A 21995-nucleotide genomic window follows, 5' to 3' on the forward strand; every position below is an offset into this window, starting at 1 on the left:
GTTAGGTCGTCCGGTTATGACCCCGAACAGTACCAAATTAAGCCACATTCTGAGACGTGTGGCTTTCCTTTTTCCTCTATTTATCTTTTCTTTATTTACTCTTTTCTAAACCTCTAGCAAATTTCTTACATCATAATATTAATCAATAATTACAATGCTATCAGTTTGATCTGTATGTAATTGTGCTTTATTTTTTTCGATAAGTTGAGCGGCGTAAGAAGGGGTAACAGCATGAAGCTGACCTTTTAAACGTACACTTGAAGCCTCCCAAGCATGATCCTTATAAACACCTGTTTGAATGTATTGAATGAGCACTTTCATTTACTTTCTCCTTAGCTACAAATGACTTGATGTCTCTTTAACCATAAATCTTACATTTAATATGTGCTACAGGTAAAAATGTAATATTAGATTTATAAAATAAAATGGCAGCTTAACGATATCTACACTAGTTCATTTCTTGTATAGAGAAAAATAAGAAGGTTAGAGTGGCAATGCTAGAACATCTGTTTATGAACCCAAAATGAATAATTTGCTCACTAATCATTAAGATACAAGACTGTATTCTTACTCCAAGCTAATTAAATCGTATATGGAGAAAGAATATGAAACCGTTAAGTATTGTTGTTATTACCTTAAATGAAGAGAAAAGAATTGCTCGTTTGCTTGAAGGTTTAAGTACTCAGACATATCAAAACTTTGAAGTAATCGTAGTTGACTCCAACAGCGATGATGCAACTTGTGAAGTAGCGCAGGCGTATCAAGCTTCTATTCCAGAGCTAACGATTCATAAAATGGAAAAGCGCGGGGTAAGTTTAGGTCGTAATATTGGGGCCTCTCTTGCAAAAAATGAACGTCTATTGTTTCTAGATGCTGATGTATGTTTAAAACCAGATTTTATCTTTAATGCATTAACACAATTGGATGACAAGAAACTGGAAGTTGCAGGTGTTTATATGGGCTCAAAAGGCTTACCTATGGCACACCGTGTTGGGTATAGCTTGTTTAATTTTGGATTATTTTTAACTCAATATACTTTTCCAACAGCGGTAGGCGCTTGTATTTTCTCAACTAAACGTGCTCATAAAGAATTACAAGGTTTTGATGAAGCAATCACGCTTTGTGAAGATTGTGATTACGTAAAAAGAGCAAGTCAAACGTGGCGTTTTCGTTTCTTACCAATGACTTTTGAGTTTGATCCTCGTCGTTTGGATCAGGATGGGTTATTTAAAATGGGGGCAACTTATTTAAAAGCTAACGTACGTCGTTTTTTCTTTGGTGAAATGCGCAGTAATGAAATGGAATACAAATTCGGCCATTATTCAGAGCAGAAGTAATGTGAATCGGTAGGGAGAGTTATGTACGATTCAATGACATTATTTATAGGCGCATTATTAGATGCGCTTATTGGACCTAACTTATTTGTTCCGGGTGAGCCTTTTTTAATTGCAGCAGGATTTCAGCTTCATCAAGGTATTTGGGTGGGGGTTGTAGCCGTCGTTATGGGAGGGCTTTTAGGTGATCAGCTGAGTTATTTTATTGGACGCCGGTTTGGTCGCAATGCTCAAAGACGTTTGATTAAATGGCAACCAAAAACACGACGTCCAATTGCTCGCTGCCGACTATCACTTCAAAAAAAAGGCAATGCAGTATTGATGTTTGCACGCTTATTGGGTCCAGTTGCATGGATTGTCCCTTTTATTGCGGGGGTTAATCAAATTTCGTGGCGTCGTTTCTCAGTGTTTGCGACGATTGGTTTATTCCTTGGTGTTGGTCAATTTGTACTTTGGGGCTACCTGTTATCTTATGGTCTAGAGGCTTTTCCTTGGTTTAATGACGTTAAGTTTTTTGTCATAGAGCATAAGCAATTTATTATTACCTTCTTCACCGTTATTGTTATTTTAGCCACTGCATATAAATACCAATGGAAAAATAGTCGTCAAAAATCAATAGTAGTGATCCTTTGCGCTGTTATTTATCTTAATTACAACCACTTTTTTTGGGTCGCTGATGATGTTACTGAAGATCCAATTACCGCCCCTTTATATTTTGATGAGCAGCAAGCATCATTTAAAGTATTTCCCGGTGTGTCATCTATTTTCGATGCTCAAGCCGTTAATATTACACTTATTGGTTATCATCCTAAAAGCGTAATGACCCAATTAGGTTGGATTGAAAACAAAACATTTTCTCGAGATGATATTGAATTTTTAGATTACCTTGCGTTATTAAAGAATAAGACACCACCAGTCTCGGATTTGTTTTGGAATGGGCGGATACAAGATATGGCATTTCAATTACCTGGTGATTTATTAAAACGTAGCCATGTTCGTTGGTGGGATGCGGGCAAAAATAAACATGGTGAACAAGTATGGTTAGGTGCGTTAAGTTATGATGATGGTCTGACTATTACCGCTTATCGTGGGATTGTTACGTTACTGCACAGTGTTGATCCAAATGTAGATGAAGAAAGAGAACGATTTAAGCAAAGTATTGATACTCAAGAATTATCATTGAAAACATCAAATATGTCTTATTTAGAACCGATAATTAAAGACGAAGAGCATGATTACTATTCTGATGGGAAGGTATTAGTTATCAGGCCTTCAGAGTCATTGTTAGTGGCAAAGAACTAAGGTTATTCATTTGCCTTAGCTCTTTGTGAGAAGTAAAAAACCTAATTTTGTACTAGAGGGAAGGTCAACGTCGCTTTTAACCCACCCATTGGGCTTTTATCTAATGCTAATGAACCTCGATAACTGTGTGCCATTTCATTCACTATGTGTAAGCCAAGCCCTGTACCTGGGGTCGATTCATCTAAACGAAAACCCCGCTTTAAAACATGTTCGAATTTTTCTTTTGGAATTCCGCAGCCGTCATCTTCAATAATAATACTTATTTGATTATGAACAGGTATAGAGGAATGAACACGGATCATTGAGTTTGCCCATTTGTAGCTATTCTCAAGTAAATTACCTAGCATTTCATCGAGATCGGTTTTATCGACGGTTATTTTTGATTCTATATCAAGCTCATTAATTAATAAAACCTCACGTTCTGCATAGACTTTATCGAATGCCATTGATATCGCATCGATACGCTCAGAAGGAGAGGTAGCAACGGAGAGGATATTCATTGAACCTGCCATTCGAGCACGACCAAGATGATAATCAATGTGTCCTTGTAATTGATCTATTGGAACAGAAAGGCGAGCTTTTTCTTCTTCTGTTAAATAAGATAGCTCGTTCTTTAATACCGATAATGGTGTTTTAAGTGAGTGAGATAAGTTTCCTGCATGATTACGAGCCCGCTCAAGTAGTTCTTGATAATGAAATAGCAATGCATTGAGGTCTGAAACTAAAGGGGAGATCTCTTGAGGATAGTGCTGACTTAAACTCTTTTGTTCGCCTTTACGTAACATCACTAACTCGGCTTGCATTCGTACTAAAGGACGCAGAGACCAACTGACCTGAATACCAATAAGAAACAACACGCCACTGAATAATAAGCCCAGAATTACCCAAAGTTGGCCTGTGAGTTGTTGTAATGTTTTTTCTAGAGGATCTTCATCCAGACCGATCGTAATTGTCACTGGATTTTTTATTTCAGGAAGGTAAATTTTCTTTTGAATATAAATAAGTTTTTCATCATTAGCGCCTTTAACATTAGGGCTAATATCTAACGTATCTTCTTCGAATGTGAGTTTTTTATCCCATAAAGAACGAGATCGTAATTCTGTATTTTTGGTACTGGCTGTCCAATAAAGTCCGCTGTAAGGTTGATTAAAGCGAGGATCAGATAAACGAGAGGGCATAGTAAGATTACCACTGTCATTTATTTCTATATTTGCCGTGATTTCATCCATAGAAAGAGAGAGCTGATCTTTCTCATCTTGAACTAAATAGTCATTGACTAATTTTGGAATACCAATACCTGCAGCTAAGATCATAGCAGATAGCCAAAAAGCCGCAGCAAGAAGCAAGCGGCTTTTTAAACTCAATTTTTTGAACGTACCTTTAAGGTGTCTAGGTGCTCTTTTCACAACAGACCTTTTATTTTAAGGGTTTAATTGATAACCAAGACCGCGAACTGTTTTTATTATATTAGGTGCAATTTTTTTACGAATACGACCAATAAAAACTTCAACGGTGTTTGAATCACGATCAAAATCTTGTTTATAAATATGCTCAACTAAGGTTGTTCTTGAGATTACCTTTTCTGGGTTGTGCATAAAATAGGCAATGACTTTATATTCTAGAGCGGTAAGACTTACTGCTTGTTCTTGCCATAACACTTTTGAGCTTCTGGTATCTAAACTTAAGTCACCAATTTTGAGAATAGGAGAGGCGTTTCCTGATGCTCGACGTAACTGAGCACGAATACGGGCGATTAACTCGACCATTTCAAATGGTTTAGTTAAATAATCATCGGCACCGGCATTTAAGCCTTCAACGCGTTGAGATAGTGTATCGCGCGCACTTAAAATAATAACGGGTGTATTAATGTTTTCGTCACGGATGCTTTTTAAAACCGTTAAACCATTTAACTTTGGTAAACCAAGATCAAGAACAATGGCATCCCATTCTTCTGTAGTTGCTCGATATAAAGCGTCGATACCATCTTGAGATAACTCTGGAACCCAATCTGCACTTTCTAGTGTTTCTATAATTTGTTCGCCTAAACGAGGTTCATCTTCTACAACTAAAATTTTCATTATAATTCTTGTCTCTAGTGATTATGTAGGGATTATTATTTCAAGGCTGAGCGTATGTCACGCCCCTTGATTTCAGTAATTGCTAAGGTTGTTGCGTTATACTCAACTTTGATAACGTTATTATTATGAACAAGTTTTAACTCATAGGTCCATTCATCGTCATCTTCTTCTAGCTCAACTTTAATGATGCGACCATGAAAGTCACTATCAACCATGGCATATAGTTCCGAGAATGGTTTAACTAATCCAGCCTGAACTGCGTCATAAACCTCATCTTGATCTTCTTCGATTTCGATTCGAGCTTCATTTTGAGGCACATCAAGAATTAATTTGTGTCCATTTTGATGTCCATCAGCAAAAGCATGTTGAGAAACTGAAAACAGAGCAAAAAGGGTGGCTAGGTATAAAGCTGATTTTCTAAGCATGATGCTTCCTAGTAGAGTCAATACATGATGCAGTATAAAACAACGAAGATGAATAGAACATGAATTTACTTTTTAAATGGCCTACCAATAATGAGTTATTTTGATAAATGTGTAAATTATTGTGAGCGATTGTGCTATTTGATAGTGTGTTTTATAACTTGTTGATTTAAATGATTAAGTGCTATTTTTTGTGATTGAAATCATAATTATTTGACTGTTTTTTTGCCATTTTTAAAAATATTTCACTGGTTTTACGTTTTTCAAGCTGCTAGAGTCCCATCCCTCACGCATCAAGTGGGATACCCATGTTTAAAAATAGCAATGAAAATAGCGATAAACTAGTTCCAACACTTACTATAGGATTTATCCTTTTATTTCTTCTCTTTGCTCTTGTTGATCTCTCAACATTTACCGCAACGATTCAAACCATGTTCATGTCGGCATCGACAATGTTTGGCTTGTGGTGGCAGTGGTTAATGATCATCACGTTTGTTCTAGCCCTTATCATCGCGATGAGCAGTTATGGCAAAATCAAAATGGGTGGTGAAGAAAAACCAACGTTCGGTACGTTTAAATGGGTCGCAATGATCATGTGTACCTTACTTGCTGGCGGTGGCGTTTTCTGGTCAGCTGCTGAACCTATCTTTCACTTCATCACGCCTTCTCCAACTTTCTCAGACATTAAAAGTGGTACTCTTGCTGCGGTAACTCCAGCATTAAGTCAAAGCTTTTTGCATTGGGGCTTTCTTGCATGGGCGGTATTGGGCACATTAAGTACGATTGTACTAATGTATGCACATTATAACTGCGGTGTTAAATTACGTCCTCGTGCGTTGCTATACCCGATTTTAGGTACGAAACTTGAAAACCATTGGTTAGGTTCATTAATCGATGCTTGTTCAATTATTGCAGTTGCAGCAGGTACTATTGGTCCGATTGGCTTCTTGGCAACTCAGCTAAGCTATAGTTTAACTGTTCTAACAGGGCTTGAAAGCTCCCTGATGAGCCAAATGGGTCTTTTATCTATAATTGTTGCCATTTATTCAGTTTCAGCCTTCACAGGGATGGACAAAGGCTTACAGTGGTTAAGCCGAATGAATGTTATTGCTGCTGTTACATTATTAGTGGCTATTTTAGTTCTAGGTCCAACAAGCTTTATCTTTACTGAGTTTGGTCTGGCATTTGGTAACTATATTCAACACCTTCCGGAAATGAGCTTAAGCACTGCAGATCCTGCATGGAACTCGTGGTGGACATGGTTCTTCTGGGGTTGGTTTATTGGTTTTGCTCCAATGATGGCTATCTTTATTGCTCGTATTTCAAAAGGTCGCAGTATTCGTGAACTTGTGATTACAGTAGCAATTATTGCACCTATCGCAACAAACTTCTGGTTCTCTGCGTTAGGCGGTACGGGTATTTTCCTTGAGTTACAAACGCCAGGTAGTATTTCTGGTCCGTTACAAGAAGCTGGATTACCTGCGGTACTATTAGCATCACTAGAGCAGTTACCGTTAAGTTGGTTGTTAATCCCTGCATTCTTAGTACTGACTACAACATTTGTTGCTACTACGGGGGATTCAATGGCGTATTCAATTGCAATGGCAGTTGAGGGGACTGATACTCCATCACGTTACCAACGTCTGTTTTGGGCAATAATGATGGGTGTGGTTGCAGGTGTATTATTGATTGCCGGAGACGGTGGATTAAATGCTCTACAATCTTTCATTGTGATCACAGCGGTTCCAGTATCAATCTTACTTGGCTTTACGTTTATTTCGGCACCGATTGCCGTATTACGAATGAAAAAAGTAGAGCAAGAAAGCAGCCAGTCTGAAGCGGTTAGTCAGAAAACAGCGACTGCATAACAGGTAAATTAATATTGAATGAAAGGCTTATCGCAGGATCTGTGGTAAGCCTTTTTTAATGCCTGTTATTTGTACTAAGTAGGTAGATGAAACATCATTAAGTGTGATACAACAATTATAAGTCCTGAATAAGCTTATATGATGAGGTAAGAATGAAAAACAAAACCGCTATTTTACAGCAGTTATTTTTTAGAGAGACGCAAGGAAGACCAATCATAGAGCGAGGCAGTCAATCACTAACTGATATACAAATCGAACAATATGATAAGTGGCTTTCTGAGAAACGTGATTTTTTAGTTGAAGAAATAGATGCATCTACTTGGATTAAATCATGTACTGCTGGCTACATTACAGAGGTTATTTTTAAGGCGAGCGGGAGTTTAACTGAGTTTACGTTGTTTGATAGATTAAAAACAGTAGGACACTGGGAGTTAGATAATGGCTTATTATACGTATCAATATTCAAAGGTGAAAACCAATACGATTTTGTTATTGTTGCGAATTCTCATATCAATATTCATTCCGCGATCGAATACAAAAATGATGAGCTTCATTCTTATCTCAAATTAGCTCAAACTAGGGTAGTAAGTTAATTTTTTTGTTGTAATTTACGTAAATTGTTATTTATAAGGTGAAAACTGATACACATCATAGAGTTTGTGTTTTCAGGCTGTTTTAATTACCGCTCGAATTTATTATTATGATTTTTATGACTGCACTTATTTCAAATAGAGATAAAAAATTTAGAGCAAAGCTATTATTAGGCTTTGTTCTTTTAAGTGTGTTCATTTGTTTTAGTCAATTGGTCGGTGCAACTTCTAGTTGTAAAGATCATTTAATTGAAGCACAAGCAAGAGCGCATCAACTTGATTCTGCTATTGATAGCGGGGCTCAGACGGTTGCTCAAAAATGTGATTTAGTTGAGCATTTACTGTCATTTGAAAATAGCATGCACGATCTTTTGTTATGTGCATGGTTGCTGCTTGGTATTGCACTACTTGTTATCCCTCTCTTGCATGCACCCCCCTTATTTGTTGAACCAATAGAGCGACAAGTTCAAAAGGTTCGGCGTCGGCATCTTCGATTTTGTGTCTTTCTGGAATAAAAACTTAAGTAATACCAATTCCAATAATTATTTGATCATTATTGCTGGTTAAATAACTTAATAGTTGCGTTAAAAATTATTATTGTAGAATAACTACTTATAAGAATTTTCGCCTTACTCTTAAGTAATTTCCTTGTGTAATAAATAGGTCATCTAATTAATTACATTGGTATAAAAATGAATGAATTATTTTTATTTTACTTAGGAAATTATGATGAAAAAATTAGAAAAAGCGATTGATGTTATTAAATATTTACCATTCTACATGTTGTTTGCACCATTTTGGTTTTCAAATGGGGTAGTTGATAAGTTTTATGGCATTTTTTTTGGAACACGACACGGTGACAGTTGGGATGGTTGGAAGGAGTATATAGCAGGAACATGGTCGAAAAAGCCATTAACAGATACATTGTTGGTACCTATGTACGACTATTTATTTCCTGTATTAATTGTCCTACAGATTTTACCTGTTGTTCTTCTAATTGCTTCATTCTTGAAGTTAGAGATATTACCAAATAAACCTAAAACATTATTGAAAGCAGGTTTGTTGTCTTCTTTGTTTGTTACGGCATCAATGGCTGTTTCTCAAACATTAGCAGGGGCTTCAGATGTTCAATATTTATTCCAATTTTGGGCGGTGTCATTATTGGCATTTTGGTATGTAGAGACACAAGCTAAGTCGTTAACACCAGTTGCCGCTTAGTTTTAATATAGTTAAATACGATAAAGCCCTTCAATAAATACCGAAGGGCTTTTTACGTTCAGATTATCTATTTAATTAGATAGTATTAAACTCTTTTCCAAACTCCCCATTCGCCAGAAGTCTCAGGGTTATTACCTTGAGTCCACCACTGAGCTTGATATGTTACGCCGTTAATTGTGACTTGGTCACCAGTATTATAAGTTGCTGTTGTATCCCAAGTTGAATTTGGATCGGCAGGTACCGTTGGAGGTGTTGGCTCAACAGGTGCAGGCTCTATTGGTGGTGTAGGTTCTACCGGTGTTGGTGGCGTAGGTTTAACAGGGTTTGTTGTTGGAGTTCCACTGATTACTTCCCAAACGCCAGTTGTTCCTGTTACTGGGTTTTCGCCTTGGTTCCACCATTTTGCTTGGTAAGTTACGCCATTTAAGACCACTTGATCGCCAGTATTATAAACTTTACTAGCATCCCAAGTATTTGTTGGATCTGTCGGGTCGGTTGGCTCTGATGGGTCTGTTGGGAGTGTTTCAACAACACGAGTCGCAGGCCAGTTAGCGTGTGATTCATAGAAATTAGTCACACATTTTTCATAGTCGCCAGGGACAAGTGCAGAATACGCGGTTTGGAAACCAACTAATTCACACTCAAATGAAGCGCCTTCTGGACGATCTGAGTAGTATTTCCAGTTGCCATCCCAGTTCGTGTAAAGCACATCGGTCGCACCATTTAGATTTAAACTACCGTAAGGTGTTTGCTGCCAACAGGTATTCATTTCATCGGCTTCAGCTGGGATTTGGTAGTGTTTTGCTAATCCTTCCCAGTAACGAATACGGTTAACAGGTTGGCCTTTATCTTTATTTTGTTCGCCACACTCGATACCACCATTGATGACATTGATTGTAGTACCAAAACCATAACCGATACCTGCATCGGTTTCTCGCTGTGAAGGGCTCCAAGTTCGATCTATGACATGAAGCATGGCTGGTTTTGGTGCTTGGGGTGTTAAGAAGAACCAAATAGCTGAAGCAAGGTTTAACCAAGAATCAGCAACAAGAGCGGGGTTGTTAAGTAAGACAGTTGCATCGCCATCGTACATTACTTCAGAGAAAGCACCGTAGTTAAAGTGGTAAGACAGTTGTTTTGCACCACGCCCGAAGTAACCTTGGCCCGCAGCACATGGCCAACGTTTATTTTGCCAATCATTTTGACCACAACCTGTTGTGTAGCCTTCTTGACCTTCAGACCAGCCCATTTCACGAACATGGACTAGTGCTTGTTGCCACTCTTCAAGACCCAGTGGATTATCCCATGTATTATCTATTGCGATATGGCCGCCGGTTTCTTGAGAAAAGTGTGCAAATGCGGTAACGATAGATTTCTTACAGATAGCATCAGAATCACGGCCATCAGTATAATCACCACAGAAAGCTGGGAATTTACCAATTGCCTGTAAGAAGCGAGTATAAGAATATTCAGGGGCTGCCATCTGAGTTAAAAAGAACCATTCAGATGCAGGAAAAACACGTTCAACACGTTTTACGTTGGCAGGGTTTGTAGCTAAGCCTGTATCGATGGCGTCAACAATAGAGTTAGGTTGAGTTGCTAAAGCTTTTGCCCAAACATCATACATAGGATCTGCTGTCTTTGCGGCCTCAGCAGCATCAATTTCAGCTTGAGTAACAATATAGCCTGTCGGGTTTTCAGGATCAGGCTGGGGATTCATGGTAAAACTATTAGCTGCAAAACTGCATGCAAGCAATGTTGGCAGAACGGCCAGTTTAAACATGGGTAACGCTCCTTGTAGTTAATTACAAAATAAAAATAAGTTGGAATAACTATAGAAGTTTTTATACAGTTTAGTTATCTAGATGTGTGAACCTGTTTTAACTATGCGAGTCGCATCAAAGAGTATAAATTATAAGAAAAATTACATTCATAGTGTGATTTATTGTCAGGTAAGGAAAGGATATTAATGATAAGTATCGAGCCAGCGAACAAAGCAGATCTAAAGTGTATTTACAATGTAGAAACTGAGGCATTCGGCTCTCATGGCTATCCTGCTTTTTTTATTAGACAAGCATTTGATTGCTGGTCAAATGGATTATTAGTAGCCAAAGATAAAGCTCAAGTTCTTGGGTATGTACTTCAAGTACCATCAAGTCAATCTTTAGGGGACGCATGGGTATTATCTTTAGCGGTTTCTAAACATGCACAAGGAAAGGGGCTTGGTAAAAAATTACTAGAAACAGCGATTGAGAATGCTAAAGGATATAAGCGATTATTATTAACTGTTTGTCCTAAAAATACAGGATCGTATACCTTGTATCAATCGTATGGCTTTTACTTAGTTGAAGAAGAGCAAGACTATTTTGATATTGGTGAAGATCGTCTCGTTCTTGCTCTAGATATTGTTGAGTAACTTGCTATTGTGTCTTATTGAAAATAAAAAATAGCTAGCATTACAGGTAGAGAGAGCATGGAAATCGATTATAAAGTCAATGAACCTATTACAGCAGAGCAGTTTATTACTCTATTAAAGAAAACGTCTTTAGGTGTTCGTCGTCCCATTGATGATGTTGAAAAAATACAAGCGATGCTTGATAACTCAAATTTAATCGTAACAGCGTGGGGAGATGGCGAACTCATCGGTATTGCTCGCTCTGTCACTGATTTTAATTTTTGTTGTTATCTATCAGATTTAGCTGTGGATGAAAGAATTCAATCAATGGGGGTTGGTAAGTACCTTATTTTAGTGACGAAAGAAGAGGTCTCTCCTGAGTGTAAATTGATTTTGTTAGCCGCTCCACAAGCGGAAGGTTATTATCCGAAGATTGGTTTTGAAGCACATAACAGCGCATGGGTGTTATCCGATGCAAGTCAGTTAAAGCTATTTTAAGGATAAGTCATGACATCAATAAGTGTATTAGGGTGTGGTTGGTTAGGATTTCCATTGGCAAAACATTTAGTGAGCAATGGTTTTGCTGTTAAAGGCTCAGTTCGCAGCAAAGAAAAAATAGATTCCTTAGAAGCTATCTCTGTTACTCCATTTGTGTTGGATATCGATGGTGAGATAATAGACCAATCATGGGGTTCATTTCTGGATTCAGATATTTTAATTATTGCGATCCCATCTAAGAATCAAACCGGCTTTACTTCCCTGATCTCTATTTTAGGATCTTCTCCTATTAAACATGTGATTTTTGTTAGTTCAACCTCGGTATATACGGATAATAATGCGGTGGTTACTGAAGATGTTGCTGCCTCTGAATCTTCTGTATTATTTCAAATTGAATCTCTATTCTCTCAATCATCAGCATTTACAACAACAGTGATCCGTTTTAGTGGTTTAGTGGGCTATCAAAGAAACCCTGGACGATTTTTTCAGAAAAGTGGTCGTTCGATCAGCAATCCGGACGCTCCTGTAAACATGATCCATCAAGATGATTGTGTTGAGTTAATTACGCAGATTATAAAGCAAGAAAAGTGGGATGAAGTATTTAATGCATGTGCTGATAGTCATCCAAGTAAACGCGAGTTTTATACTAAAGCAACTCAACAAATTGGGGTTAAAACACCTGAGTTTATAGAATCAGAAACCCAAACCTTTAAAATTATTAGCAATGAAAAAATCAAAAAGTTACTGGATTATGAGTTCATTTATCCAGATGTAATGCAAATTTCTTATGACATTTAAACGCCATTAATTAAGGACAGAATAATGAGTAATCCATTAGTAACTAACCCACTCGTAACGACTGCATGGTTAGCGGAACATATTGCTGACGATAATCTTGTGATTGTTGATGCCTATATGGCGAATGTCGTCGGTAAAGAACCGTTAGTTTATGATGCATTTTCTTGTTTACCGACGGCGCGTAAGTTGGATGTCGAAGCTGATTTTTGTGACCATTCTTCTTCTCAAAGCCACGCACTACCTACTGAAAAACAGTTTACTCAAGCTGTTCAAGAATTAGGAATTAATAGCGATAGCACCGTTGTCATTTACGATAATCAGGGTATTTATTCGTCCCCGAGAGCGTGGTGGACATTTAAAATAATGGGGTTTGAAAATGTTTATGTGCTAGATGGTGGGCTGCCTCAATGGATAAAAGAAGGAAGAGAAACGGCTTCTGAATACACAATAAATACATTTGTTGGTAATGCAAAAGGAAAAGAAGTAGTAGGATTGGCTTGTGGTTCTGATGAAGTGTTTAACGCCATAAATACTAATGTTGCCATTTTAGACGCTCGAGCTGAAATGCGATTTTTAGGTAAAGCACCAGAGCCAAGAGAAGGAGTCCGTAGTGGGCATATTCCCGCTTCAAAAAACCTCCCTTTTTCTATCTTGTTAGATGAATATACCTATCAAGATAAAGAGACGCTTACTTGTATTTTTTCTGAGCGCGTTTCATCTCTTGAGACGAAAACCTATTTTAGTTGTGGCTCAGGCATCACTGCATGTATTTTGATCTTAGCGGCCGTATCTATTGGTTATAAAGAGGTTACTTTATACGATGGGTCGTGGGCTGATTGGGGAACCAATAATGCATTACCTATTGAATAATGAAAGAAGGATCACTCATGCGAGACAGTTTACGAAAAAAAATTATTGAAGTCTGTGATAAAAAAGTAGTGCAGAAAGGAGACAATGTCGGTTTGTCTTTTTATGCCTTCTTTGCCAATAAAAATGATGATTCAGAATTACTAATGGAAGCTGCCACATGGTGGATCTTGACACATAAATTAGATCATTTTGAAAAAGCAGTAAAAATAAAAGACATGGTAAAAAACGGGCAATAAAATGAAAGTAGAAATCCGCCAAGGCACAATTGACGATGTTATTTATGTTGATCATCAAATCCCAGAGTTTGATGCTCGCAATACTAAAGAAAAACTAAGCAGTAAGTTGAATGGTCTTGAGCATTTAATTCTTATCGCTTTTGAAAATGAACAACCAGTGGCTTATAAGCTCGGCTATCAACGTTCAGTGACAGAGTTTTATAGTTGGCTTGGTGGCGTGATCCCAAATACTCGTAAAAAAGGCATAGCGACTCAACTTCGATTAACCCAAGAACAATGGGCGAAAGAAAAGGGGTATCAAAGCATTAGTGTTAAATCAATGAATCGATACCCAGCAATGCTACAACTGCTTATTTCAAGTGGTTATGCTATTTCAGGATATGAAGATACTGGCTCAGTAGAGAGCAGTAAAATTAAGTTCCAAAAAAGCATGATTGATTAGTTATGGTCTACAATTTATATACAGCTAAACCAAGCAGTAGTTGACGGTATTTTTAAATAATAAATAGGATAATCTATGGATAGAATCACTTTTCAAAAAGTTACTGCTTGTGAATATCCATCGTTATTTCCTATTTACAAAAAATACTTATATCCAGCAATAGAAAAAAGCTTCGGTTGGAATGAAGAACTTCAGATTCAGCGTTTTTCTAATTCATATAAGAAAGAATGGCTTGAGTGGATAATGTTTAATGGAGAGCGTCTAGGGTTAATCTGCACTAAACAAGAAGAAGCGAGTGTCCATATCTATCTGTTGATTATTTTCGAAAAATACCAGAAGAAAGGCGTAGGTTCTGCAGTAATGAAATATTACCAACGCTATTATAGTGACAGGGTAACTAAATGCTGTCTTTCTGCGTTTAAATCCAATCAACAAGTGATCGACTTTTACTTATCTTTAGGCTACCAAATTGTGAGTGAAGATAAGCATTTCGTCGATATGGAGCGCTCTCTCTGTTTTAATGGTTATATGGGCTATTAACCAAATAAGACAGGATCAGAATTTATTGACCACTTCGGATAACCCACCATTGCTTTTGAAAATGTAGGGTCATTGTAATGATTAACTAACCAGCCTCGTAAATAAGGAAAGGGCGCTTGTGCATACCATTTCTTATCCACTCGTGAGAATTGGCGAATAAACGGCAAGATGGCGTAATCAACTAAACTGGGTGTTTTTCCCATGATATAGGCGTGCTGAGATAAACGTTGTTCAATTTCTCTTAACCATTCGCAACACATATCACGGCACTCTGTTTCATTATCATCATGATAACGAGAAGCAGCACGGTATTTTTGTAGTGCACCAACAAAGGTAATGTCATTATTTTCTATCAGCTCAAGCATCATTGGCAACTGATTTTGATCGTGAGAATAAAGTAAATTACTCGGGTCAGATTGAGTAAGGGCCCATACCATTATTTCAATACTTTCATCGATAATGCTTCCCTTATTAAGTTCTAATACTGGAACTGTGCCTTTAGGTGAAATTGATAGCATTTCTTGTGGTTTATTATTCATATCAATATCACGTAATTCGACAACTTGCTGAGCGTGCAGAATTCCAAGGCGAGCACGCATAGCATAAGGACATTGTCTTAAGGAATATAGAATAGGTGTTGTCATCGGGTAAGTACCTAAAATTCGATTGCTTATTAACATCTTAGCGGATAGAAGCAAGAGATTCACGAAAAATTCATCATGATCTGGATCAATAAAAGCCTAATGAGTGGTAATGAAAGCGTGAGGCGAGTAGAATGCCTCCTCAAAAATATTATTACATAAAAACCGAAGCGAGCAATTTCATAATGAGTAGAAAACTTGAATTATTGGCACCTGGTGGTGATGTTGAAGCGATCAAAGCAGCCATCGTTGCAGGGGCAAATGCCGTTTATTGTGGCTTAGATATTTTTAACGCCCGTAACCGAGCATCCAATCTTTCATTTGATGAGTTAAATGGCGTATTACGATTAGCTCATGAATACGGTTGTGAAGTATTTCTGACTTTAAATGTTGTTATTTTAGAGCATGAAATCAAATCATTAGTCAAAGTATTGAATCAGTTAGTGAATACAACAGTTGATGGCATCATTGTTCAAGATTTAGGTGTTTTTAACCTGATCAAAAAACACTTCCCAACATTAGATGTTCACGCTTCTACTCAGCTAACAACACATAATGAAGGCCAACTTAAGTTCTTATCTAAAGTGGGTGTTTCTCGCGTTAACTTGTCCCGTGAATTGAACATTACTGAAATTAAAGAGATGACAGCGGTTGCTCATGAACATGACATGCTGACAGAAGTGTTTGTGCATGGTTCTTTGTGTATTGCTTTCTCTGGTCAATGTTACTCAAGCTCAGTAAGTGTCGGTAACTCAGGTAATCGTGGTCGTTGTAGCCAAGCCTGTCGTGATGAATACGAAGTAACAAACGTTGGCACTAAGTACCCATTAAACTTAAAAGATAACTCAGCGTATTTTGATCTTCCTGAATTAGTTGATGCAAAAGTCGATTCATTGAAAATCGAAGGTCGTATTAAAGGTGCTCACTACGTATATACTGTAGTTGAAAACTGGCGTAAAAATATTAATAAATTTGTTGAAACAGGTGAGCTATATGAAGATGACTCAAATCTACATAAAGTGTTTAACCGTGGTTTAACCAACAAGTTTTTAAAAGGCAATTTAACTAAAGACATGTTTATCGATAACCCTCGTGATAACAGTGTGAATTACGCTGTTGAAAAGAGTAATGCGATCGATGTGGTACAAATCCAAGATGTAAAACAAGATTTGTATACCGATAAGAATGCAATTGGCGCGACACTTGAAGAAAAAGTGAAATCACTAAGCATTGATAAGATTGCGGTTACCATTGCTTTCAAAGCAACATTAGGTGAACCACTAACGGTGGTAGTTACACCAAAAGATGAAGTACAAGACACGTTTGAAGTGAAATCAACGTCTCTATTAAGCGAAGCGGGTCAAAAATCGATTACGTCAAAAGAGTTAGAAAAACGCTTCAAAGGTGTGATTAATCCTAATTATGAATTATTAGGTTATGATTTCTCTGAATTAGGAGAAAACTTAGCCGTTCCGTTCCGTGAGTTGACTGAAATTAAAGATCAAGTTGCTTTCTTATTGAATGGGTCTAGAGATGTCATTAAATACGTAGAAGTAGCTGCATTACCACAACAACCTAAAGTAGAAGAAAAGCCTAAGTTATCTATGCTTATAGCTGATGTTGCTGACTTAAATGTATGTGATGCTACGGATGCTGATATCTACTTTAAGTTACCAGAAAGCTTTAAAAAACGTGATCGTAAATACATCAATATCTTTTTAGAGAATCCACGTTTGATCCCATGGTTCCCTGCAGTTCTTATTGGTAAGGATTACGATGAAGCAGTAAAAGTACTTGAAGAAGTAAAACCGGCTCGTATCGTAACCAATAACACGGGTATTGCTTACAAAGCCTTTGAGATGGGTATTGAATGGGTTGCTGGTCCATTCTTAAATACAACAAACTCACACGCGTTAGTGACAATGAAAGAAACGCTAAACTGTGCGGGTGCGTTTATTTCAAACGAGATCAATAAAGGTCAGATGAAACACATTCGTCGTCCTGAGAACTTCAAATTAGCCTACAGCATTTATCATCCAATTTTGATGATGACAAGCCGTCAGTGTTTCTTCCAACAAACCGTAGGTTGTAACAAGCCTGCGATTGAAGCGGGTTGTATGCTGAAGTGTGAGAAAGCCACCACAATTACTAACGTGAAAGGCATTTCATTTGCGGTCGATAAGCAAAAAGGTGGTTACCCAAGTATCTATAACCACGAACAATTCCTCAATATGGATATCGTGACAGACTTTTCAGACTTGTTTGATGAGTTCTTTATTGATTTAACTAACATTGGTGGTGGTTCTAAAGAGCAAGCCGATAAAGTTGAGTTAGTTAAGCATTTTGAGAAGCTAATTAATGGTGACATGAGTGTTCAAGAAGAGTTATTCACCATGGTTCCAATCAACACTAATGACCAATACCAACAAGGTCTGTAAGATTAACGTTTAATTAATATTGCAGAAAATATAAAGCCGTGATTACGTGTCACGGCTTTTTTTTGTCTATAATTCAGTAATAAATATGGATTGATAGAACGAAGTGCAATTATAAACAATTAGAGGGATTGGCTATGGTGACACTACAACTACTTAAAACAGAAGATGCAGCCGCGTTACTGGAGTTTGAATTAGTAAATCAAGAATGGTTTGAATCATTTGTTGAAGCGCGAGACGAAGACTTTTTCAGTGAAGAAGGGATCAAAGATCATATTGATTTTTATCTTTCTGAATATGACAAAGACAGAATTTATCCCATGATATTGAAGAATGCCCAAGGTACAATTTGTGGGCGTGCCAATCTCTATAACATTAACCGAGAAAAAGAATCCGGTTTTATTGGTTACCGAATTGGTGAGGAATTTATTTCTCAAGGACTCGCTACTTATGCAACTAAAGAGTTGATTGATGTCGCTAGAGATACGCTCGCATTGAGCCAGTTAATTGCTACCGCTGCGACAGACAACTTAGCCTCACAAAGAGTGTTAAGTAAAAATGGCTTCAAACAAGTTGGGTTTAAGCCTGAATTTACCATTGTGGATGGTGAAATTATTGATTGTTATGAATATCGCTGTGTAATTAAGCAGTTGTCTACAGTGATATAAAGTGAGATATAGCTCTAGAGCAGGGCTTGCTATATACTTTCTTGTTTCAAAGGAATTCCTATAATGGAAATGATCATCGTCTCTTCTGAAAAACAGAAACGTCTAATAATGATCTTTGCTCGTATGAAAGCAAAAATGTCAGATAAAGCGTTACTGAAAAACTTAGACGCATACCAGATTAACTCAACGGCTTATCCTGCATTTAAGAAAGCACAGGATCTTCGTGTTGAGCGTATTCATTTACCTTTTGGTGATGATAAAACAGGTTCATTAGATGGTGGTGACTTCTTGTTCCGTTACCTTTCTAAAGGTTACATTTGTCTTGGTGACTTTGAAGGCCAACCAAAACCAGATTTAGGTCCATGGGGTGTGCGCTCTGTTCGTCGTCAACCTAAAATTGGCTTCGGGCTGTAATCGACTAAACCTATCAATGACATGATAGTCGTAGCTGCATCCTAATATTGATGAGCTAACCAGAATTAAATTGCAATGGGAGTATTCTATAAAATTCATATTAATGAGTTTTGTAGAGGGCTTCCATGAATCATTTCAATGTAAATATCATCGCACTTCCTTTGTTATTTTAACCCTCCTCATTACATCCAAATGCATAACTAGCCATATTTTAGAATCCCATCCATGAAACAAATCGTTCAACACTATATAATGCAGTCTAAATAAATTATTGATCATTCTTATATACTAAAATTATCTGATCAATGACTTATCCAAATTGCTATAAAAAGGAAGTTAAAGTGAAAAACAGATCGTTTTCGTCAATACTTACGCTCAGTGTACTGTCTCTATCGATGTTGAGTGCCAACAGTTCAGCCAACGTCAGTGCCATTCCTGTAGTTGGTGGTGTGGTTAACTCAGCGGAAATACTAAAAAATCAGATAAACTCATCGGTCATTTATACAACGAAAACGGTTCGTGATGCTGCGATTTTTACTATTGCAGGTATCACATTAGATGCTTACATTTTATCTCTTCCATTAGACAGCGATGTTAAGAAAAGTATCATTGCGAAGCTTTCTAACCCCTCATATGCGATCCCTTTAGGACATTTTCTTTATACCTTCGTTGATAAATATGGAGACATGGATAATAAAGATGCCTTTAAAGCCTACTTGAAAACACAATACGATGAAGAAACACTTAATGGATTTAGTCATTCTCTGTTTACTCTAAATGATGGTAAAAAAGAAGAGAAACCAGAGTTAGCTGATAGTCATCACCAAGGGCTAAACATTGATCGTAAATTCATTGCGAACATGGTGATTCTTTATGATGAATTGGTGCAAATTGGTGAGTGGAAGGATCTTGAGGTATTGCCCGAGCGCTATACTTATCTCTCAGATACCCCAGAAGACAGAAAAATAATAGATAAAATCCAACCGATTATTATTGCTGGAATGACAAAAGCTGTTGCAAGTATGGATGAGGGAGAAATGCGAGGGGCGTTAGAACAAATCATTGAAGATGGTAAGCCTCAGCATAAAGGTTCAGTGAACAACAAAGCAGAAGCGTTAACTATTACTCTTATTGATTTTGTCCGTCTTAATGTATTGAAATCGTACCGTCAGTTTATTTATCAAGAACAGCGACAAGAGGTGCTGAATGAATGGCTACAAGAAAGTTTTAAAGATAACCCAGAGACGGTTATTGCTTATTTAGAATCTCGTCAGCAACGTCGACTAGCAGTTCAAGTTACGGTAGATGGGTTGCAACAAGGGTTGCTTGAAGGTATTTTATCGCCACAGAAAAAACCATTCATCAAACAGGTATATCAAGACCATCTTAAACATAAAACTTACAAGCCTCAGAATGAAATCACCATACAACCCGAGCACGAACAACAGTTATCATTCTTAAAAAGACTGACAGAGGAAGAGTATAACGACTCATCTTATCTGCCATTTTTTACTGAGTTATACCAAAAATACGATAAAAGTATTGTCGATGTGGGAATATCATCAACACCTACTATTAGTGTTCGTAATTTACCGATAATAAAAACAGGTGCGAAAGTGTCGGGTGAAGGAGGCACAGGAATACCGAACTTTCATTTTGTCGATAGAAAAGAAGATCGTGCTTATTACTTTTTCGGCAACGATGCTTTGCAGCTTGATCGCCTAATGGATGCGAACAAAGTTCAAACCATGTTTGATCGTTTGGATTACTTAGTGACCTTAAATTGTAATGCGCAATACGATTGGAATGCACACACGACTTATGATGGTTTAGTTAATCTAGGAGCTGGTGAAAGCTTACGAGATTTTGGTGAAAAACGCTGCTTGCGAGAGTTGACGCAACGAGCCAAAGTAGAGAAAGCGATTGTTAAGATGCGCTCAGAGTTAATTGAAGAGATCCGTATTTATGATGATATCTTTGTTTTGGATATTTACAGTAAATTAACGCAAAAATGGAAGATCCAACAAAACTTAGAATCCCTTGCGAAGTTAGAACAAAAAGGGATGCCAGATTACACCTTAATCTATAACCCATGGCCTGACCATTTTGCTCATTTCGCCGGTCCGTTTAGTGATGAAATATTGATGCCGACAGGGGAGCTAAATAGATTAGATTATTGGTTAACGCAATTTACTAATACATATAAAGAAGCGGGCGTATACGATAGAACACTTTGGGGAATGGCAGGAGATCACGGTTTATCTCCTGTGTATTATTCTCTTAATCCAGAAAAGCAGGTGTTCGATTCTCTTCAAGAAGAACTAGATTATCCGTTAGTGATTAAGAAGATCTCTTCGGATGAGGGTGAAGGCCCTAAAATTACTAACGCGCTTAATTATGAAAGTAATAAAGAAGTTGATGTGGTGGTTGCCTCTACCGCAGGCGGTAATTTTATGATGGATTTCTTTAATTCTACTCAAGGTTGGAAAGTGCAACCAACGTACGTAGAGCTAACAACGTGGACGCCAGTGAATGCGCCAAAAGGCAATTCTATCAATGTGATAAATGAAGTTGCTTCACGTTTAGAAGAATCGCTAGATTATCTCGTTGTTAGAGAAACAAGTTGTTCGTTAGATGAATGCGAAGTTCGAATTATTGGTTTTAAAGACGATGTTAGAGTTGATGAATTAATCACTAAAAAAGGGGACCGATTACTTTATCAGCCTGTTATTGGTTCATCCCAGTTACTTGAACTCGATATTCTTAATCCATATAAATCGCAGCCAAATGAAGCTGAATTAGCATCATATCAAGAGTTATATCAACGATGCATGGTTTCTGCCATTAGTGATGATGTCAGTTCATGGTGTACAGAGCAAGAATGGCGAAGCTTAACCGCTTACACTGCACGTCCTGATTCAGTGAATCAATTAGCTAAATTGTATGAAGAAGCGCGAGCTGGAACGATAAACTTATTTCCTAAATTTGGAATTGGGTTTAATACTAAAGTACCCGGTAGGCACGCAGGTGAGCATTACTTAGAGAAAGATGCCTTTTTGGGCTTCTGGGGAACACCTGTTGGTCCTAATGTTACGCCATTAAAGAGTAACGCTAACGGCTCACTTGCTCCGACATTATATGAGTACCTTACTCAAGAAACTGTTATCGAGAATAACAACGGTTGGGGCTTTCCTTCTTTGCTCAGCGAGTTAGACATACAATTAAGTAAATAACAAAAGAGAATAG

At 37.5% G+C, this 21995-nt stretch carries 23 protein-coding genes; 17 read left to right on the top strand and 6 right to left on the bottom strand.

Translation table 11 applies throughout. From position 1 onward, the window contains the following. Window positions 1-138 precede the first annotated feature (138 nt). Window positions 139-321: a hypothetical protein gene (locus BTO23_RS04575; RefSeq protein ID WP_060991089.1), complete on the bottom strand. Its 183-nt coding sequence runs from the start codon at window positions 319-321 to the stop codon at window positions 139-141. 284 nt (window positions 322-605) lie between these two features. Here BTO23_RS04575 and BTO23_RS04580 point away from each other — a divergent pair, with 284 nt between their 5' ends. Further along, window positions 606-1337, top strand: coding sequence for a glycosyltransferase family 2 protein (locus BTO23_RS04580; protein WP_061011439.1), 732 nt, complete (start codon window positions 606-608; stop codon window positions 1335-1337). 21 nt (window positions 1338-1358) lie between these two features. Beyond that, window positions 1359-2636, top strand: coding sequence for an LssY C-terminal domain-containing protein (locus BTO23_RS04585; RefSeq protein ID WP_105063056.1), 1278 nt, complete (start codon window positions 1359-1361; stop codon window positions 2634-2636). A 41-nt stretch (window positions 2637-2677) separates the two neighbouring features. On the opposite strand, the gene BTO23_RS04590 is transcribed toward BTO23_RS04585, so the two are convergent. Genes BTO23_RS04590 through BTO23_RS04600 form a run of 3 tightly spaced genes read right to left on the bottom strand, consistent with a single transcriptional unit; the run spans window position 2678 to window position 5139 of the window. Next, the gene (locus BTO23_RS04590) at window positions 2678-4042 is read right to left on the bottom strand and encodes an ATP-binding protein (RefSeq protein ID WP_105063057.1); all 1365 of its coding nucleotides are present in this window, start codon (window positions 4040-4042) and stop codon (window positions 2678-2680) included. Window positions 4043-4057: 15 nt separating this feature from the next. Further along, window positions 4058-4714, bottom strand: coding sequence for a response regulator transcription factor (locus tag BTO23_RS04595; protein ID WP_060991085.1), 657 nt, complete (start codon window positions 4712-4714; stop codon window positions 4058-4060). Between the two features lie 35 nt (window positions 4715-4749). Continuing rightward, window positions 4750-5139, bottom strand: coding sequence for a PepSY domain-containing protein (locus tag BTO23_RS04600; RefSeq protein ID WP_060991084.1), 390 nt, complete (start codon window positions 5137-5139; stop codon window positions 4750-4752). Between the two features lie 305 nt (window positions 5140-5444). Between BTO23_RS04600 and BTO23_RS04605 the strand changes: the two genes are divergently transcribed. The 4 genes from BTO23_RS04605 (at window position 5445) to BTO23_RS04620 (ending at window position 8812) form a co-directional block, all read left to right on the top strand. Further along, window positions 5445-7004, top strand: coding sequence for a BCCT family transporter (locus BTO23_RS04605; protein WP_060991083.1), 1560 nt, complete (start codon window positions 5445-5447; stop codon window positions 7002-7004). A 152-nt stretch (window positions 7005-7156) separates the two neighbouring features. Beyond that, window positions 7157-7597, top strand: coding sequence for a hypothetical protein (locus BTO23_RS04610; RefSeq protein ID WP_060991082.1), 441 nt, complete (start codon window positions 7157-7159; stop codon window positions 7595-7597). A gap of 116 nt (window positions 7598-7713) precedes the next feature. Next, on the top strand, window positions 7714-8109 hold the full coding sequence (locus BTO23_RS04615) for a hypothetical protein (protein ID WP_060991081.1): 396 nt from the start codon (window positions 7714-7716) through the stop codon (window positions 8107-8109). 211 nt (window positions 8110-8320) lie between these two features. Beyond that, a complete protein-coding gene (locus BTO23_RS04620; RefSeq protein ID WP_245922075.1) occupies window positions 8321-8812 on the top strand; it encodes a hypothetical protein in 492 nt (163 codons plus the stop codon). Between the two features lie 85 nt (window positions 8813-8897). Here BTO23_RS04620 and BTO23_RS04625 read toward each other — a convergent pair whose 3' ends face one another. Continuing rightward, window positions 8898-10595, bottom strand: a complete 1698-nt coding sequence (locus BTO23_RS04625; protein ID WP_105063058.1) for a chitinase — start codon at window positions 10593-10595, stop codon at window positions 8898-8900. A 186-nt stretch (window positions 10596-10781) separates the two neighbouring features. On the opposite strand from BTO23_RS04625, the gene BTO23_RS04630 reads away from it, so the two are divergent. The 7 genes from BTO23_RS04630 to BTO23_RS04660 all read left to right on the top strand — a co-directional run bounded on the left by BTO23_RS04630 (window position 10782) and on the right by BTO23_RS04660 (window position 14591). Further along, the gene (locus tag BTO23_RS04630) at window positions 10782-11228 is read left to right on the top strand and encodes a GNAT family N-acetyltransferase (protein WP_105063059.1); all 447 of its coding nucleotides are present in this window, start codon (window positions 10782-10784) and stop codon (window positions 11226-11228) included. 57 nt (window positions 11229-11285) lie between these two features. Beyond that, window positions 11286-11705: a GNAT family N-acetyltransferase gene (locus BTO23_RS04635; protein WP_061002445.1), complete on the top strand. Its 420-nt coding sequence runs from the start codon at window positions 11286-11288 to the stop codon at window positions 11703-11705. Window positions 11706-11714: 9 nt separating this feature from the next. Continuing rightward, the gene (locus BTO23_RS04640; RefSeq protein WP_061011449.1) at window positions 11715-12503 is read left to right on the top strand and encodes an SDR family oxidoreductase; all 789 of its coding nucleotides are present in this window, start codon (window positions 11715-11717) and stop codon (window positions 12501-12503) included. A gap of 24 nt (window positions 12504-12527) precedes the next feature. Next, complete coding sequence (locus BTO23_RS04645; protein WP_061002442.1) at window positions 12528-13373, top strand: sulfurtransferase; 846 nt, start codon at window positions 12528-12530, stop codon at window positions 13371-13373. A gap of 17 nt (window positions 13374-13390) precedes the next feature. Then, window positions 13391-13609 carry a DUF6500 family protein gene (locus BTO23_RS21285; RefSeq protein WP_060991074.1) on the top strand — a complete coding sequence of 73 codons (219 nt, stop codon included), beginning with the start codon at window positions 13391-13393 and terminating at the stop codon, window positions 13607-13609. A 1-nt stretch (window position 13610) separates the two neighbouring features. Continuing rightward, the gene (locus BTO23_RS04655; protein WP_061002441.1) at window positions 13611-14051 is read left to right on the top strand and encodes a GNAT family N-acetyltransferase; all 441 of its coding nucleotides are present in this window, start codon (window positions 13611-13613) and stop codon (window positions 14049-14051) included. A gap of 75 nt (window positions 14052-14126) precedes the next feature. Then, a complete protein-coding gene (locus BTO23_RS04660) occupies window positions 14127-14591 on the top strand; it encodes a GNAT family N-acetyltransferase (RefSeq protein WP_061002439.1) in 465 nt (154 codons plus the stop codon). On the opposite strand, the gene BTO23_RS04665 is transcribed toward BTO23_RS04660, so the two are convergent. Next, window positions 14588-15235 carry a glutathione S-transferase gene (locus tag BTO23_RS04665; protein ID WP_105063060.1) on the bottom strand — a complete coding sequence of 216 codons (648 nt, stop codon included), beginning with the start codon at window positions 15233-15235 and terminating at the stop codon, window positions 14588-14590. The genes BTO23_RS04660 and BTO23_RS04665 overlap by 4 nt on opposite strands. Before the next feature lie 182 nt (window positions 15236-15417). Here BTO23_RS04665 and BTO23_RS04670 point away from each other — a divergent pair, with 182 nt between their 5' ends. From BTO23_RS04670 to BTO23_RS04685, 4 genes are all read left to right on the top strand, one after another. Further along, complete coding sequence (locus tag BTO23_RS04670) at window positions 15418-17670, top strand: peptidase U32 family protein (protein ID WP_061003227.1); 2253 nt, start codon at window positions 15418-15420, stop codon at window positions 17668-17670. Between the two features lie 134 nt (window positions 17671-17804). Next, window positions 17805-18335, top strand: a complete 531-nt coding sequence (locus tag BTO23_RS04675) for a GNAT family N-acetyltransferase (protein WP_105063061.1) — start codon at window positions 17805-17807, stop codon at window positions 18333-18335. 63 nt (window positions 18336-18398) lie between these two features. Then, the gene (locus BTO23_RS04680; RefSeq protein WP_061002434.1) at window positions 18399-18749 is read left to right on the top strand and encodes a hypothetical protein; all 351 of its coding nucleotides are present in this window, start codon (window positions 18399-18401) and stop codon (window positions 18747-18749) included. 341 nt (window positions 18750-19090) lie between these two features. Further along, entirely contained in the window at window positions 19091-21982 is a 2892-nt protein-coding gene (locus BTO23_RS04685; protein WP_170066693.1) for an alkaline phosphatase family protein, read from the top strand. Window positions 21983-21995: the final 13 nt, after the last annotated feature.

The sequence above is a fragment of the Aliivibrio sifiae genome (assembly GCF_002954715.1).
Lineage (GTDB): Bacteria > Pseudomonadota > Gammaproteobacteria > Enterobacterales > Vibrionaceae > Aliivibrio > Aliivibrio sifiae.